The organism is Marinimicrobium sp. C2-29 (assembly GCF_038419845.1).
Taxonomy (GTDB): Bacteria; Pseudomonadota; Gammaproteobacteria; order Pseudomonadales; family Cellvibrionaceae; genus Marinimicrobium.
In genome coordinates, this window is sequence record NZ_JBCAQT010000010.1 from 149043 (window position 1) to 165693 (window position 16651).

A 16651-nucleotide genomic window follows, 5' to 3' on the forward strand; every position below is an offset into this window, starting at 1 on the left:
CCGGCTATGGCGCCGGACCTCCCGATGCGCCCTATCAGTCGATCTGAAGGGTGGTGAAGGCGGGCTGACCCTGGCGCAGGAAACGCACGGCGACCGGCTCGCCTTTGGGCATATCGGCCACAAGCTCTCTATAGCGCTCGACCGAGTCCACCGTGTCGTACCCCAGTTGGGTGATCACATCGCCGGGGCGCAGGCCGGCCCGAGCGGCGGCGCTGTCCCGGGAGACATCGCTGACCAGCACTCCGGCCTCGTCCGCCCCTTCGGGCACCGGCTCGACCTTCAGGCCCAGCGGATCACCCGGGCCACCCGGGTCCCTGGAGGGCGTCGCCTGTGCCTGCTCCACAGGCAGAGTGCCGATTTCCACGTCGAGCGTTCGGCGCTCACCCCGGCGCATCACCTCAACCGGCACCTCGGTGCCCGGCGTGACACGCCCGACCAGGGGCGGCAGATCGCCGGACTGTTCCACTGCCTGCCCGTCAAAGGTGAGAATGATATCCCCCACCCGCAAGTCGGATTGGGCCGCCGGCCCCTCGGGATCCATTTGCGAAATCAGCGCGCCCACAGATTTTTTCAGGCCAAAGGAGCGCGCCAGATCGCGATTGACCTCCTGGATGACAACGCCCAGCCAGCCGCGCTCAACCCGGCCCTTGTCCCGCAGCTGGGCAACCACTTCCTGGGCGAGGCCCGCCGGAATGGCGAAAGACAGACCGATGGAGCCGCCCGAGCGGGTATAAATCTGCGAGTTGATGCCGACAACCTCGCCGTCGAGGTTGAACAGTGGGCCACCGGAGTGGCCGGGGTTGATGGCCACGTCGGTCTGAATGAAGGGCACATAGTTGCTTTCGCCCGCACCGGGGATGCTGCGCCCGATGGCGCTGACAATCCCGGCACTGACCGAATAATCGAGCCCGAACGGCGAGCCAATGGCCAGCACCCACTCACCCACCTTGACGCTGTCGGACTCGGCAAATTCCAGGTGCGGCAGCCGTTTTGCGTCGATTTTGAGCAGCGCGAGATCCGAGCGGGGGTCGGTCCCCACCACATCGGCGCTGAATTCGCGCCGATCAATGAGTCGGACCCGAATCTCATCGGCGTTTTCAACCACATGGTTGTTGGTCAGGATATAACCGTCGTCCGAGATCAGAAAGCCCGATCCCATCGACTGGAAGTCCCGTTCCGGCCGGGAGCGACGCTCAAAGAACTCCCGGAACATTTCGGGAATTTCCTCGCCCTGATGGAAGGATTGGCTCTGATCAATGCGTCCTTCGGTTTCAATTTTGACGACGGCGGGCGATTGCTCTTCCACCAGTTCGGTAAAGTCCGGCAGGTTGCGCGCCTGGGCGGCGGAGGTCGCCAGAAAACAACAGAGGCCGAACCAGTACAACAGGTGTTTATAACCAAACGTGGGCATGCTCTCTCCTCATTGAAAGATGTCAAACACTACCATAGGCGGCGGGTCCGCCAGCATCCGAGTCAGCGCACGGATACTCGATGTGAGCTAATTTGGACTGATCCCGCCGCAATAAATTCCATGATTTAAGCGACTGATACGTCTGAATTGAGGACACTGAAGGGAGAAATCAATACCGATCAGCGGTTCGGGGCGGGAGTCGCCCCTAGCGGGAGGATAGACGGTCGTCGGGACGTTCCAGACGGATGGTCACCCGGCGGTTTTCCGAGCGCCCTTCGGGCTCGCGGTTGGAGGCGACCGGGTAGCGCTCGCCGTGCCAACGAACGGTGATTTTGTCTCGGGGCACACCCCGATCGACCAGATACTGGGCCACCCTTTCGGCCCGCTCCCGCGACAGCTCAAGGTTGTCGGCCCGCAGACCGGAGCCATCGGTATGGCCGTCGATGTAGAAGGCGCTGATGCGCTCATCGGCATTGGCGTAAAGCGCCACCTGATCCAGCTTTTCCTGCTCCTCTCGAGGCAGTTCTTCTCCGCCCTGGGGAAAGTAGAGCGCCGTGCGGGAAACCTGATCGAAATTCACGGGCAGAAGATCCACCAGGCACTCGTGAAACCCATCGATACCGGGGCGGAAGCCGATGGGCTCCAGCACCACCTCTACCGGTTGTTCGCTGCCGTGCCAGGGCTCGCGGGTGAATACCAGCCGCATGCCCTCACCCAGCTCGGCGGCCAGCCGCTGGGATTGCTGCCAGCTGAGATTCAACGCGGTCGACTCCTCCGACACTTCAAAGGTACCCAGAGGGCGCGGCAGTGCATTTTCACGCCAAAGGGGATGCTCGGCGCGCAGCCGTGCCTCCCCGCCGGCGAGGTGGCGATTATCCTGCTGCAGATAGAAACGCTGCTCCTCGCCGGCCCGACGGGAGAAGATGGCCGCGCCAAAACGCGGGATCTCGTGCGACAGGCGACATTCAAACACGGACGATGACAGGCGCCACTGGGCTTCGGCCATGGGGCCGGCAAAGGTCTCGGCCCGCACCGCACTGAAGGCCAGGCTCAGGGCCAACAGCAACAGCACCATTACCCCGCGGCCGCCCGAAAACGGCTCCCGTTGGCTCTTTATCATCGCATTCTCTACCCCGAACGGCTCACATTGGACTTGACTCAACATAGGGGTTGTCGGCTCAGAGCGGCTGCGCTTTAGCGGCAATTTTGGTAGCATGCGCGCTCATCAGACGATCAGCCGAGGCCATTGCGAGCACATGTCCCAGGAAATTACCCTCACCCGCCCCGACGATTGGCACCTGCATCTGCGCGATGGCGATGCCCTGGAGCGCACCGTGGCCGACGCGGCGCACCAGTTTCAACGCGCCATCATCATGCCCAACCTGGTGCCCCCGGTGACCACTGCCGACATGGCCCGGGACTACCGGGAACGGATTCTGGCTGCCCGTCCCGCCGGCAGCCATTTCGAGCCGCTGATGGTGCTCTACCTGACAGATCAGACAACGCCCGAGGATATCCGCCGCGCAAAAGCCGCCGGTGTGGTGGCGGCCAAGCTCTACCCCGCCGGCGCCACCACCAACTCCGCCTCCGGTGTGACCGACATTAACGGGCTCTACCCGGTGCTGGAAGCCCTGCAGAAAGAAGGCATGCGCTTTCTGGCGCACGGGGAAGTGACCGATTCGGACATCGACATCTTCGATCGCGAGCGGGTCTTCCTGGAACGCACCTTCGCGCGCCTGGTCGCCGATTTCCCCGAACTGCATACGGTGCTGGAGCACATCACCACGAAGGATTCAGTGGACTTTGTCGAGGCCGCCGGTCCGCGGGTGGGCGCGACCATTACCGCCCATCACCTGCTGTACAACCGCAACCACATGCTGGTGGGCGGCATTCGTCCGCACTATTACTGCCTGCCGATCCTCAAGCGCAACCGCCACCAGGAGGCACTGGTCAAGGCCGCCACCAGCGGCAATCCCAAGTTCTTCCTGGGCACCGACTCGGCGCCTCACGCCCGCGCCAAAAAAGAGGCCAGCTGTGGCTGCGCCGGCTGTTACACCGCCTATTCGGCCCTGGAACTCTACGCTGAAGTGTTTGAGCGCGCGGGGGCGCTGGACAAGCTCGAAGCGTTCGCCAGCCATTTCGGGCCGGACTTTTATCAGCTGCCGCGCAACACGGACACCATCACCCTGATCAGGCACCCCTGGACGCTCCCGACCGAGCTGCCCATGGGTGACACCACCCTGACTCCTCTCAATGCCGGCGAGACTCTGAACTGGCAACTGAAAACCACCAACGCATAGAGGTATCTGTGAATCAACCCGAGGCAGCAAAAGACCCGGCATCCCCGATGGCCAGCCGTTTTCGCGGCTATCTGCCCGTGGTGGTGGATGTGGAAACCGGCGGGTTCAATTGTGCCACCGATGCCCTGCTGGAAATTGCAGCGGTGACCCTGACCATGGATGAGTACGGCATTCTGACGCCCGACCGGACGCTGGATTTTACCGTGGAGCCTTTTGAGGGCGCCAATATCGAACAATCGGCACTGGATTTCACCGGGATCGACCCCGACAGCCCCGACCGGCCGGCGGAGCCGGAAATGATGGTGATGCCCGACCTGCTCAAAGCCGTGCGCCAGGCGGTCAAGGCAGCCGGCTGCACCCGGGCGGTGATGGTGGCCCACAACGCTCATTTTGATCTGGGGTTTGTCAACGCGGCTGTCGCCCGTTGCAACATCAAACGCAATCCCTTCCATCCCTTTTCCTGCTTTGACACGGCCACTCTCGCCGGGCTGGCCTGTGGCCAGACGGTGCTGGCCAAGGCCTGTCGCACGGCCGGCATCGACTTCAGCAACAGCGCCGCCCACAGCGCCGCCTACGACGCGGAAAAAACCGCCGAGCTGTTCTGCTACATCGTCAATCAGTGGAAATCACTGGGGGGCTGGACGCCGCCGCTGCCGGGAGAGGCGGAGGAGTAACCCGCGCCACGACCCGTGTGGAGTCCTACTCCTCCCAATCAGCGCCGGCGGCTTCTTCTAGATGAAGAGAACCTGCGGCTTCTTCTCAATCAACGCGCCTGCGGCCTCTTCTCAATCAAGAGCGCCGGCGGCGTTCGGCGTACTCGGGCGGCCGATCGCGCCGCTCGGCTTCCTTCTTCTTGCGCGACTCGTGGCTCGCCTTGACCCACTCGTCTGTCCGTCGTTGCCATTCTCGATCATTGGGCATGATTGTCTCCTGCGACTGCCGGTTGTACTCGGGTTGCGATCAGCCTTGGCTGGTCTAACCCACTCATCATAAAGTAAATCGGGCCACTACCCCAGGTTTCAAGGCCGCCGGTCGCCACATACCTGCCCTGGCGCCAATGGTATCGCTTCAGTGAGCCGGGTGGATCCGCGCGATCACCGCCGGTAAATTTCCACTGTAAAAAAAATTCGCTGGTTGCTATGCTACAACATTAATAACAATATACCCGATTTGGACCACAGCAGGAGCCAATATGACGACCGAACAGCCCAAACTCTTTGTCGTAGTCGACCCGAACGACGAACAACATGTTGCCCTGGAGCGCGCGGCCATTACCGCCAAGCTGCAGGACATCAAACCCTATGTCTACGTTTTTGTCGCCGTCGATGGCGATGCGGTAGACACCCGGGCCAGCAACGACAAACTGTTTCGCGACCAGCGCTGGTTCGATGAGGCCATCAAAAAGCCCCTGGAAGACGCCGGTATCGAATACCTGATTGAAGTGACCTGGTCGAGCGAGTGGCAGGCCTCCATCATGCAGTCTGCCAAACGTTTTGGCGCCGACCTGATCTACCTGCCGGTCCACGCCAAAGTCAACTACACCCGCTTCACCTTCACCGAATCCAAGTGGGAACTGCTCAAGGGAGCACACTGCCCCGTGGTTCTGATCCGTCCGGGCGCCAAACCCCAGCGCAAGGTGATTCTGGCCGCGGTGAACTTCCAGGCCTCACGCGATGTGCAGAAAGAGTTGAACAAGCTCATTCTGGAACAGGGACGCCACTATGCCGAACTCTACAACGCGGAATTCCACGTCGTGAACGGTTATCTGGACTCGATGAGCTATCCCGACCGGGGCCGGCTGGTGCGCGAAACCGGCCTGGACCAGGATCGCATCCACGTTCGCAACGGGTACACTTCGGATGTGGTGGCAGAAGTGGCCACCGATATCAACGCCGACCTGGTGGTGATGGGTACTCTGGGCCAGAACGGCATGGCGACCTCTCGCCGCGGCAACACCGCCGAGCGCCTGATCGCCGCTCTGGACGACGATGTGATGGTCATCAACCACGAGTAAAAAGCCACTCGCTTGGGGCAACCCTCAGGGTTGCCCTTCCTCTCTCAGCGCATTCAACTCCGTTTCAAACCACACCGCCCAGCGGCTGAAAGCCCGACTCACCTGCATGGCGGTCAGTGGGCTCGCGCGCTCATTGAGGGTGCGATCGACGGGCTGGCGGCTGGTCATGGTCGCCACCAGTCGGCCGGTCACAGAGTCATACAGCTCCCAGTTGATCAGCATCACAATGTTGCCCCGCGCGGCCTGGCCAGGCTCATCCCCGCCCGACTGAACGCCCTGATGCAGGCTGGCCAGCACCTCCAGGACTGACTCCCCCGGATCGACACTCAACTGGAAATCACCACGCTGGGTCACATAGTGAACCATGGCCTGGGTGTACTGTTCGGTCATGAAGGCCCGGTCATTGCGATTGAGGTCCTGCAACGGCAGCGCCCGCCCCGCCGGCCGCCACTGGGCCAGATCCAGCTCGGTCAGGATGATCGAGTCGTACCGGCTGAAGTCCGTGCCCGGCACCACGAACACCCCATCAAGGGCCGGATCCGCCAGCAGGGTCTCCTCAAAACTCGGCGCCTGGGTCTCCGGCTGGTCCTCCGACTGCGCCTCGGCCCGCGCCTCTTGTTCCCGCTCGTCCAAGCTGACGCAGCCGTGTAGCAGCAGTGCGATTACGATCCCGACGGTCAGTCGTCTCATCAACAGGCCTCGCTTACTCGACAAAAACCCGCGCGTTGCGGAACAGGCGCAGCCAGGGACCATCATCTCCCCAGCTATCCGGGTGCCAGGAGTTGGTCACGGTGCGGAACACCCGCTCCGGGTGCGGCATCATGATGGTGGCCCGACCATCGCGGCTGGTCACGCCGGTCAGGCCGGCCGGTGAGCCATTGGGGTTGGCCGGGTAGCGTTCGGTAACCTGAAGATTGTTGTCCAGATACCGCAGGGCCACCAGGCCACTGGTATCGACGCTCGATTGGGCGGCTTCGTCGGCAAACTCCGCCCGACCTTCGCCGTGTGCCACCGCGACCGGCAGGTGGGAGCCGGCCATGCCCGAGAGCAGCACCGAGGGCGACTCCTCAATCCGTACCAGACTGAAGCGGGCCTCGAATTGCTCCGAGCGGTTGCGCACAAAGTGCGGCCAGTGTTCGGTGCCGGGGATCAGCGATTTGAGGTTGGACATCATCTGACAGCCGTTGCACACACCCAGACTGAAGGTGTCATTGCGCTCGAAAAAAGCGGCAAACTGGTCCCTGGCGCGCGGATTGAACAGCACCGTTTTGGCCCAGCCCTCGCCGGCACCCAGCACGTCGCCATAAGAGAAACCGCCACAGGCCACCAGACCCTTGAACTCCTCCAGGGACCGACGTCCCGAGAGAATGTCGCTCATGTGGACATCCACGGCATTGAAGCCGGCACGGTCGAAGGCGGCCGCCATTTCCACCTGGCCATTGACGCCCTGCTCGCGCAGAACCGCCACGGACGGGCGTTTGCCCGTCTGGATATAGGGCGCGGCGACATCCTGGCTCGGGTCAAAACTGAGCTCGGCGCTCAGACCCTGATCAGTGCTCAGCAGCGTTTCAAACTCCTGACGGGCACACTCGGGATTGTCGCGCAGCGCCTGCAGGCGATAGCTGGTTTCCGACCAGAGCGTCTGCAGAATCGCCCGGGACTGATCAAAAATCAGCTCACCGCTCTGGTTGATACGCACCCAGTCGTCTTCGTTGGGCGCACCGATGACCGAGGCGGGCACACCGGCCCGCTCGAAACGCGCCAGCACCGCGTCGCGATACTCGCGCGCCACCTGAAGGACGGCGCCGGGCTCTTCGCTGAACAGAGCCGCCAACGGGTCCTCTCCCAGACCAGTGACACTCACATCCAGACCACAGTGACCGGCGAACGCCATTTCCGTCAGGGTGGTAAACAGGCCCCCGTCGCTGCGATCGTGATAGGCCAGCAGCTGGCCCTCCGCCAGGGTGGCCTGGACGGCGTTAAAGAAGCCTTTGAGCTGATCGGCGCTGTCCAGATCCGGGGATTCCTCGCCCAGTTCGTTGTAGACCTGAGCCAGAATGGACCCGCCCAGGCGGTGCTTGCCGTTGCCCAGATCCACCAGAATCAGGTCAGTGGGGCCGCACTCGGTCTGCAGCTGGGGGGTCACCGTCTGGCGCACGTCTGTAACCGGTGAGAAAGCGGTAATCACCAGTGACAGGGGCGCGGTGACCGCCTTGTCCTGGCCCTCTTCCTGCCAGGCGGTACGCATGGACATTGAGTCCTTGCCCACCGGAATGGTGATGCCCAGCGCCGGGCACAGCTCCATACCCACTGTCTCAACGGTACGGTAGAGCTTTTCATCCTCGCCCTTGTGGCCGGAGGCGCACATCCAGTTGGCGGAGAGCTTGATGTCGGAGAGCTTCTCGATTCGGGTGGCGGCCAGATTGGTGATGGCCTCGGCAATGGCCAGCCGACCGGAGGCCGGTGCATCCAGCAGCGCCACCGGGGTGCGCTCGCCCATGCTCATGGCCTCGCCCTTGAAGCTGTCATAGCTGACCGTGGTCACGGCGCAGTCCGCCACTGGCACCTGCCAGGGGCCGACCATCTGGTCGCGCGCCACCATGCCGGTCACCGAGCGGTCGCCAATGGTGATCAGAAAGCTCTTGCTGGCCACCGCCGGGTGCTTCAACACCCGCTCGGCGGCTTCGTTAATATCCAGTTCGGCGGTGCCGAAGGGCTGGGTGGTGGCCTGGTAACGCTCGGCGCTGCGGTGCATTTTCGGCGGCTTGCCGAACAGCACCGACATGGGCAGATCGACCGGGCAGGCATCAAAGTGGGTGTCATTGACCCGCAGATGCTGCTCGCTGGTGGCCTCGCCCACCACGGCATAGGGGCAGCGCTCGCGTTCACACAGCGCCTCAAAGCGGGCCAAGTCGTCCGGCTGGATCGCCAGCACATAGCGCTCCTGGGATTCGTTGCACCAGATGGCCAGGGGGCTCATGCCGGGTTCATCGTTGGGCACATTGCGCAACTCGAAATTACCGCCGCAGCCCCCGTCCTTCACCAGCTCGGGGAAGGCGTTGGACAGGCCGCCGGCGCCCACATCGTGGATGAACGCGATGGGGTTGTGCTCGCCCTGCTGCCAGCAGCGATCAATCACTTCCTGACAGCGACGCTCGATTTCCGGGTTCTGGCGCTGGACCGAGGCAAAATCCAGATCTTCCGTGGAACGGCCGGAATCCATGGAGGAGGCGGCACCGCCCCCCAGACCGATGAGCATGGCGGGGCCGCCCAGCACCACCAGCTTGGCGCCGGCGCTGAAGGGCGGCTTATCGACATGCTCGGACTTGATGTTGCCGTAACCGCCGGCCAGCATGATGGGCTTGTGATAACCCCGACGCTCACCGTCAAAATCGTCTTCAAAGGTGCGGAAATAGCCGTTGATATTGGGACGGCCGAATTCGTTATTGAAGGCCGCGCCCCCGATGGGCCCCTCCAGCATGATATTCAGCGGGCTGGCGATACGCCCGGGACGGCCGTAGTCCTCTTCCCAGGGCTGCTCGAAATCGGGGATCTGCAGGTTTGAGACGGTAAAGCCCGAAAGCCCCACTTTGGGCTTGGAGCCGCGACCCACAGCGCCCTCATCGCGGATTTCGCCCCCGGCCCCGGTGCCCGCACCGGGAAAAGGCGCAATGGCGGTGGGGTGATTGTGGGTTTCCACCTTCATCAGGAGGTTGATGGGCTCCTGATGGTAGCCGTAACGCTGGTCTTCCGGATCGGGATAGAAGCGCCCCGCTTCGTGCCCCGCCACTACCGCCGCATTGTCGGCGTAGGCGGACAGCACCTGCTCCCCGCCCTGCTCGTAGGTGTTCTTGATCATTTTGAACAGGCTGCGCGGCTGGTCCTCGCCATCCAGTGTCCAGGAGGCATTGAAGATCTTGTGGCGGCAGTGCTCCGAGTTCGCCTGGGCGAACATCATCAGCTCCACATCCACTGGATTGCGACCCAGCCCCTGGAAGCTCTCGACCAAGTAGTCGATCTCGTCGTCGGCCAGCGCCAGCCCCAGCTCGCTGTTGGCCCGGGCGAGCGCCTCGCGGCCACCACCGAGTACATCCACGCTGGTCTGGGGCGCAGGCTTCTGGCGCACAAACAGCCGCTCAGCCTGCTCCAGGTCATCCATGACCGTCTCCACCATCCGGTCGTGCAGCTGCTCGGCAATGGCCGATCGGTCATCGGCGCTTACGTCACCCTCTATATAGAAGGCCGTACCACGCTCCAGGCGGCGTACCTGGGTGAGGCCGCAGTTACGGGCGATATCGGTCGCCTTGGAGGCCCAGGGGGAGATCGTCCCGGGACGGGGAACCACCAGAAACAGCTGACCGCGTTCGGCGGCCGGGCCGCCTTCGGGCTTGGGACCATAGGTCAGCAACTGCGCCAACACCGACTCCTGGTCATCGCTGAGCGCCTGCTCCAGGTCGGCAAAATGCACGTACTCAGCGCTGAGGCCAGTAATGGCGGGGACTCGGCTTTTGAGGCCAGCCAGGAGTTTTTCACATCGAAAAGAGGAAAGAGCGGGGGCGCCGCGCAAAATCAGCATGTCAATCAGGACCTCAGTGGTTCGGAGGGTTTTGAAGAGGGCGCAATTGTACTTTATTCGAACGCTCAAGGCAGCTGTTTAGCGCCTTCTCTTGCGACGGTAAGGCCGATAAAGGCCGGGGCCACAACACCTCGAGTGGCACCCAAGTCGACAACAATCTGGATTTCGGTTAAAATGCGACCAATTGGCCAATCCTCTACCCTAAAATTGGTCAAAATACAAGCTAGCGGTTCACAGCCACAAGCATTAGAATCGCACAAATTTTGCACGGGTCAGATGAGTTAAGGAAGGATCTGACTCCACATCCGTAACATCGGTGAGGAGCTACCCTAAATGGATGTCAGCAAAGCACAGGGCTTTATCCGGGCGCTGTCATACACTTCAATCTGTCTGGCGTTGATCGCCGTCAGCCTTCTGTTGGTCGGCAGCAAGCCACCGACCACGCTGGAGCGGGTCATCGCTCTGGGGGAGCTGCGGGTTGTCTCCCGCAACGGTCCCACCACCTACTATCAGGGCCCCCACGGGCAAACCGGTCTCGAGTATCTGATGCTGCAACAGTTCGCCAACGAGCTGGGCGTCAAGCTGGTCATTGAAGATGAAGAAAACCTGCAGACCATGCTCGCCAAAGTCCAGGAAGGCCAGACTCACCTGGCGGCCGCCGGCCTGACCATCACCGACAGTCGCCAGAAGAAAGTCAAATTCAATGAGCCCTATCTGACCATTACTCAGCAGGTACTCTATAACAGCCGCACACCGGCCCCCGAGTCGATTGAAGACCTGATTGGCGAGGATATTCTGGTCATCGCCGACTCCTCACACGCCGAACGTCTGCAAGAGCTCCAGCAGAAGCACCCGGAACTGACCTGGCGGGAAGAAACCTCGGTCGAGATGATCGACCTGCTGGAAATGGTGCATAGTGGTCAGGTGGATTACGCTGTGGTCGACTCCAACGCCTACGAGCTCAATCGCCACGTTTTCCCCCGCGCACGCGCCGCCTTTGCCCTGGGCGAACCCCAGGAGCTGGCCTGGGCTTTTCCGCAAAGTCAGGATGAGAGCCTGTACCGGGCTGCGCAGGACTACATGAAGCGGATCAAAGCCGATGGCACCCTGGCGGGTATCGAAGAGCGTCTGTACGAACACATCAACGAAGTCACCACCGGTGGTGCCCTGCTCTTCTCCTACCGCCTGGAAAAGCGCCTGCCCCAATGGGAAGAAGCGCTGAAAGCGGCGGCCGAAGAGTTTGACCTGGATTGGCAGCTGCTGGCCGCCATCAGCTACCAGGAATCGCACTGGAACCCGGAGGCCCGTTCCTATACCGGTGTCCGGGGGCTGATGATGCTGACCATGGCGGCGGCCAAGGACATGGAGATCAGCAACCGGCTCGATCCTGCCCAGAGCATCTACGGCGGCGCAAAGTACTTTCACAGCCTCTACCACCGCTTACCCGAACGTATTCAGGGTGAGGATCGCACCTGGCTGGCGCTGGCCGCCTACAACGTGGGCATGGGACATCTGGAAGACGCCCGCAAAATCACCCAGGCGCTGGGCCACAACCCGGACCGCTGGGAAGACGTGCGCGAGCACCTGCCCCTGCTGGCCAAGCGCGGCTATTACAAATACACCCGCTACGGCTATGCACGCGGATGGGAACCGGTCACCTACGTGCGCAACATTCGCAACTTCTACAGCATCATCGCCTGGAACAATCAGCAGGAGCAGCGGCGCATGGCTGAAACCCAAAAACAGGAAGAGCAACACAGAATCAGCCACCGGGCTTTGAACATGCCACTGTCGGTGCTGTAAGCTTCACCGCCAATCATCAGACAGGCGCGACACCCGGTCGCGCCTGACGCCAGGCCGATCATGGAAAATACCCCGTCGCCGCAAGTCCCCTACACCGCACTGGCCTCCCCCACCGAGGCGGTAGTCGAAGAAAAGCGCAGCACTTTTACCGCCCTGCTTTTTCCTGTGAATAACCGCGAGCAGGCCATGGCGGAACTGGAGAGGATCAAGTCACGCTACCCCGATGCCTCGCACCACTGCTGGTCCTACCTGCTCGGACCGGCCGATCAGCCGCGAAGTCAGGCCTTTAACGACGACGGCGAACCTTCCGGCACCGCCGGCAAACCCATCCTGCATGTCCTCACCCAACGCGGGGCCAGCGACTGCCTGGCGATCGTGGTGCGCACCTTCGGCGGAGTCAAGCTCGGGGCTGGCGGGCTGGTACGGGCCTACGGTGCATCGGTTTCGCAGGCACTGGATCGGGCCCAGTGGCGACAGGTAACTCCCACGCAGAACATTCTTATCGATGTAGACTTTGCCCATGAAGAGCGGGTCCGGCACTGCCTGGAACAACGACAGATCGCAGTCATCAGCGCCGACTATGCCCAGTCTGTGACCCTGTCCGTCGACGTTCCTCTGGATCAACGGCTTGAGCTGCAAGCGGAGGTACAACATTTGACCAGCGGAAATTTTTACTGGCATCCGGCGCTTTGAGCGAATCGTAGAGCCTTCCAAAAAGGGGCGATCAACGAGCGCTTTGTCTAGTCGACTTCAACCATTTCAAAATCGCTTTTACTGGCACCACAATCGGGGCAGACCCAGTCATCGGGCACATCTTCCCAGGCAGTGCCGGGCTCAATGCCGTCTTCCGGCCAGCCCTCTTGCTCGTCGTAAATGAACCCGCACATCATACATTGCCAGCGTTTCATCAATCGGTCTCCTTTAACTGAACGACCCGTCGAAAGGGCAGAAGTAACAGGGTAACGGCTATCACGGCCAGACTGAACCCCACCAGTACCGGAGCGAAGCCCCAGCCGTCGGCCAGCGCGCCCATGACAAAGGCCCCGATCGCCGGAACCCCCATGGCCAGCACGGTCCAGAGGCTCAGCACCCGCCCCCGGTATTCGTCTTCTACCGTCAACTGGATCAGTGCCTGACAACCGGTGCCCACCACGGTGAGGCACAGACTCAGCGCAAAGATCATCAGACTGATGGCCACCACCTGATTGAACCAGTGCACCGGCAGCAACGCTGCGGCGCCCAGCGCGAGCGACAGATACACCAACCGGACGAGACGACGCTCACTGCCGCGCTGACGCGACATGATCAACCCGCCCAGGATAGAGCCGAACCCCGCCAGCGCGGTCAACAGAGCCAGAGTGTTGGCACTCCCGTTGAGCAGCTGCCCGGACAGTGCCGGCAACAACTCGATCAGGGTCCGACCGTGCACACCGTTGATGACCACCAGTAAAAAAATCAGCCGGATGGAGGGGCTGGCCACCGCAAAACGAAAGCCCGCGCCGAGATCCTGGGCCATGGTTTTGGGCTCATCCACGGTCTGGGGCCACAAGGGGGGTAACCGGAACAGTAGCGCAAAAGCCACAAAAAACAGCAGTGCCGACACCCAGAACACCACCCCACTTGAAGTCAGCGACAACAGCCCCGCGCCCACCGCCGGCCCGATAATGCGCGAAGAGTTGAACATCATGGCCGAAAGGCCGATGCCACTGGGCAGCAGGGAGCGATCGATCAAGCGCGGCATCATGGACAGGCGCATGGGTTGATGGGCGGAAGTCACCATTCCCTTGAAGAAGGTCAAGACCAGCAACCACTCAATGGTCAACCAGCCCGCCCAGTAGGTACTGCCGGCGGCAACCCCCACCAGCCCCTGACAGAGCGTGGTGGTCAGCAGCCCGGTGCGCAGCTTGATGCGATCGGCCACCACCCCGAAAATGGGAGACAGCAGAAAGGTCGGAATCAACATGGCGGTGCTCACCAGCCCCACCCAGAACGCCGACTCGGTCAGGGACCAGGCAGTCCAGCCGAGCATGAAGCGCATGATCCAGAGCCCGAAGGTGGAGCAGGAGCTGGCCGCGTAGTAGCGCCGGAATTCCGGCGAGGAAAAGGCCGACCGGCGGCGGGCTTTGAAAGAATCAGACAACCTGAGATTCACCTATTTCATTGAGCGTCATTGGAAAAAGAAGACGGAATCCGCTCCACCGGTGATACCGCATTGATAAGCGCATAGGTGATGAACGCCACCAGCATGGAGGGCATCAATTCATAGACGTAATCAGACACCACCGTGTAGTGGGAAACCAGATAGGCGACCACGCCCGCGAGCATGATGGTGATGCACTGTGGCTCCGAGGGCAACCGCCGAAATCGATAAATCAGCAGCAGTGGCGCAAAAGCGGACGCGAGCAGCCCCCAGGCCAGAACCACCAGCTCAAAAACGCTGTCGTTGCCGTACAGGGCCAGTATCAACGCAATACCGATCACCAGCAGCGTCGCCAATTTTGTCTGCAGGAAGCCAAGCGGCCGGTCGGAGCGCAGGTCCCGGGAGATGGCCCCCGAGCAGCTCAGCACCAGTGAATCGGCAGTGGACATGGTCGCGGCAAACAGTCCGGCCAAGACCACACCGGCGAGAATCGCGGGCATCAACTCCACCGCCATGGTCGGTAGCGCCAACTCGCTGTCGAATTCCGCCCGATCGGTGATGATCAGGCGCGACAACAACCCGACAATGATGGTGGCTCCATAAAAGAAGGTAAACCAGCCATAGTAGTAGACCCGCACCTGATTCATCAACGAGGCGTCGGTCAGGCTCATATAGCGGACCATGACATGGGGCTGGCCCACCACACCAAAGCCAGCAAAGAACCAGCCCACCACAAACAGCAGGGCCGACCAGACCGTGCTGTCGGGCTGGAACCAGTTCATGTAGCCGCCCTCAACCGAGTGCAGCCCCTCCATCATCGCACTCCAGCCGCCAACCTCCTGCACGGCCATCCACATCATCAAGGGCATGGCCACCACCATCACCACCGATTGCGCCGCATCGGTCCAGATGGAGGCGCGAATACCGCCGGCGAAGCTGTAAATCAGTACAATGATGGCCCCGATCCAGGCGCCCGTGGCCAGATCCCAGTCCAGAGCCACGTGCAGGGCTTTGCTGCCGGCGTTGAGTTGGGCCCCGGCGTAGGTGCCCAGAAACAGCAGAATCAGCACACCCGACAAGGCCCGCAGCCGCCGATAGTGCTGCCCCCACCAGCGGGTCACCAGCCCGCTGAAAGAGTGCAGGTCGCGCTTTTCCGTGGTATCACGAATGGCGCGCCACAGGGTGATAGAGCCGATAAAATCACCCAGAATCCACCCGATCATCAACCAGATGGACGACAGACCGTTCACATAGGTGAAGCCGATCATGCCGGTAAACATATAGCCGCTGTTATTGGTGGCCACCGCCGAGAGCGCCACCAGCCAGGGCTTGATGCTCTGCCCCGCCGTCAGATAATCCGCCGTTGTACGCTTGCTGGCCACCACCGACCAGGCGCCGATGGCAACAAAAATCAGCAGAAAAAACACGAAGCTGGCAATCATCATAACCTGGGCCCTTGGTTTTGCGGATTGTTCCCGGAGTTTAGCCCAGCATCAGGGTCGATGACAAAATCCGGGGTGGGCGCATCGCGACGCTGAGCCCCCGTCCGAACCACATTGAGCTAGAAGAAGATGCGGCTGATACCGCCACCGACATTGAAGACGTGCTTTGTCTCCAACAAGGGGCTCTTCTCGAACACCGCGCCACTCAGGTTCTCGTAACGCCCGTAGATACCAAACCACCAGTCGCCCCGGCGCTGGCTGAACACCAGTTGGCTACTCCAGCCACTGTACCCCGCTCCCACATCAAACGTCGGACGGTCTTCCCGAGCATATTGGGACTCAACCTGATAGTAATACCGGTGGTAGCTTTGATCGGCAAAGTAAGGGCCTGTGCGAAAAGTGAGTGTTCTTTCCTCATTACGCCAGCGCCGCACCACTTGCGGACTCACCGCCCAACCAACCCATTCAGGATTGGCACTGATGGCGACAACGCCGCGCAAAGGCAGGCTCAGCATCCAGCCGTCATTGATACGCTCACCGGTCAGATTGATGTTCAACGCAGGCCCCAACTCCAGGGTGGAATACAGGCTCGGCATACCATCGCGCCGTGGGGTGCGATGGCTCTCGGGTGTCAGGGTCGCACTGGCGCTGAAGTTGATTTCAAACGACTCGCCCTGAAACAGATCGCTACGCATCCCGTCTCGGTCCGCCTTGAAGAAGCGACCCGTGTACACAAAATAGGGAATGGGCGAAATTGTGCGTTGATACTCACCCGAACCCCGATAGTCTGGCGCGATCACGCCGCCAAGCCCCAGACCCACGGAGAGCTCGTGCTGTACCTCGTCCGCCATGACAGGCGCATTCAGGATCGCCATGCCGCCCAGGACGACACAGGCACATTGCCACCAACTTCGTTTCATAAACCCTCTCAATCCGCGTGCGCACCCTGGGTTCAGGCGGGCGTA

14 protein-coding genes are annotated in these 16651 nt (G+C 61.5%); 5 read left to right on the forward strand and 9 right to left on the reverse strand.

Annotated elements, in window-relative coordinates; all coding sequences use genetic code 11:
* Positions 1 to 34 precede the first annotated feature (34 nt).
* Together AAE484_RS11460 and AAE484_RS11465 are read right to left on the reverse strand one after the other, a co-directional pair.
* Positions 35 to 1411 (reverse strand): DegQ family serine endoprotease, encoded by a 1377-nt coding sequence (locus AAE484_RS11460; protein WP_341938528.1) that lies wholly within the window; start codon positions 1409 to 1411, stop codon positions 35 to 37.
* Between the two features lie 205 nt (positions 1412 to 1616).
* Complete coding sequence (locus tag AAE484_RS11465) at positions 1617 to 2531, reverse strand: flagellar protein MotY (RefSeq protein ID WP_341938529.1); 915 nt, start codon at positions 2529 to 2531, stop codon at positions 1617 to 1619.
* A gap of 136 nt (positions 2532 to 2667) precedes the next feature.
* Here AAE484_RS11465 and pyrC point away from each other — a divergent pair, with 136 nt between their 5' ends.
* Entirely contained in the window at positions 2668 to 3711 is a 1044-nt protein-coding gene (gene pyrC / locus AAE484_RS11470) for a dihydroorotase (protein ID WP_341938530.1), read from the forward strand.
* A gap of 47 nt (positions 3712 to 3758) precedes the next feature.
* Positions 3759 to 4385 (forward strand): ribonuclease T, encoded by a 627-nt coding sequence (gene rnt / locus AAE484_RS11475; RefSeq protein WP_341938558.1) that lies wholly within the window; start codon positions 3759 to 3761, stop codon positions 4383 to 4385.
* A gap of 115 nt (positions 4386 to 4500) precedes the next feature.
* On the opposite strand, the gene AAE484_RS11480 is transcribed toward rnt, so the two are convergent.
* Entirely contained in the window at positions 4501 to 4632 is a 132-nt protein-coding gene (locus AAE484_RS11480) for a hypothetical protein (protein ID WP_341938531.1), read from the reverse strand.
* Between the two features lie 271 nt (positions 4633 to 4903).
* On the opposite strand from AAE484_RS11480, the gene AAE484_RS11485 reads away from it, so the two are divergent.
* A complete protein-coding gene (locus AAE484_RS11485; protein ID WP_341938532.1) occupies positions 4904 to 5725 on the forward strand; it encodes a universal stress protein in 822 nt (273 codons plus the stop codon).
* A gap of 24 nt (positions 5726 to 5749) precedes the next feature.
* Here the strand turns inward: AAE484_RS11485 and AAE484_RS11490 are convergent, their stop codons facing one another.
* Both AAE484_RS11490 and purL read right to left on the reverse strand, forming a co-directional pair.
* The gene (locus AAE484_RS11490; protein ID WP_341938533.1) at positions 5750 to 6415 is read right to left on the reverse strand and encodes a hypothetical protein; all 666 of its coding nucleotides are present in this window, start codon (positions 6413 to 6415) and stop codon (positions 5750 to 5752) included.
* Positions 6416 to 6428: 13 nt separating this feature from the next.
* The gene (gene purL / locus AAE484_RS11495; protein ID WP_341938534.1) at positions 6429 to 10301 is read right to left on the reverse strand and encodes a phosphoribosylformylglycinamidine synthase; all 3873 of its coding nucleotides are present in this window, start codon (positions 10299 to 10301) and stop codon (positions 6429 to 6431) included.
* Between the two features lie 333 nt (positions 10302 to 10634).
* Here purL and mltF point away from each other — a divergent pair, with 333 nt between their 5' ends.
* Positions 10635 to 12104 (forward strand): membrane-bound lytic murein transglycosylase MltF, encoded by a 1470-nt coding sequence (gene mltF, locus AAE484_RS11500; RefSeq protein WP_341938535.1) that lies wholly within the window; start codon positions 10635 to 10637, stop codon positions 12102 to 12104.
* Between the two features lie 60 nt (positions 12105 to 12164).
* Positions 12165 to 12797: an IMPACT family protein gene (locus AAE484_RS11505; RefSeq protein WP_341938536.1), complete on the forward strand. Its 633-nt coding sequence runs from the start codon at positions 12165 to 12167 to the stop codon at positions 12795 to 12797.
* 47 nt (positions 12798 to 12844) lie between these two features.
* On the opposite strand, the gene AAE484_RS11510 is transcribed toward AAE484_RS11505, so the two are convergent.
* The 4 genes from AAE484_RS11510 to AAE484_RS11525 form a co-directional block, all read right to left on the reverse strand.
* Complete coding sequence (locus tag AAE484_RS11510) at positions 12845 to 13012, reverse strand: rubredoxin (protein WP_341938537.1); 168 nt, start codon at positions 13010 to 13012, stop codon at positions 12845 to 12847.
* Positions 13012 to 14244, reverse strand: coding sequence for an MFS transporter (locus tag AAE484_RS11515; protein ID WP_341938538.1), 1233 nt, complete (start codon positions 14242 to 14244; stop codon positions 13012 to 13014). Before AAE484_RS11515 ends, AAE484_RS11510 begins: the two co-directional genes overlap by 1 nt.
* A gap of 17 nt (positions 14245 to 14261) precedes the next feature.
* Positions 14262 to 15689: a sodium/proline symporter gene (locus tag AAE484_RS11520; protein ID WP_341938539.1), complete on the reverse strand. Its 1428-nt coding sequence runs from the start codon at positions 15687 to 15689 to the stop codon at positions 14262 to 14264.
* Between the two features lie 116 nt (positions 15690 to 15805).
* Positions 15806 to 16606, reverse strand: coding sequence for a MipA/OmpV family protein (locus AAE484_RS11525; protein ID WP_341938540.1), 801 nt, complete (start codon positions 16604 to 16606; stop codon positions 15806 to 15808).
* Positions 16607 to 16651 lie beyond the last annotated feature (45 nt).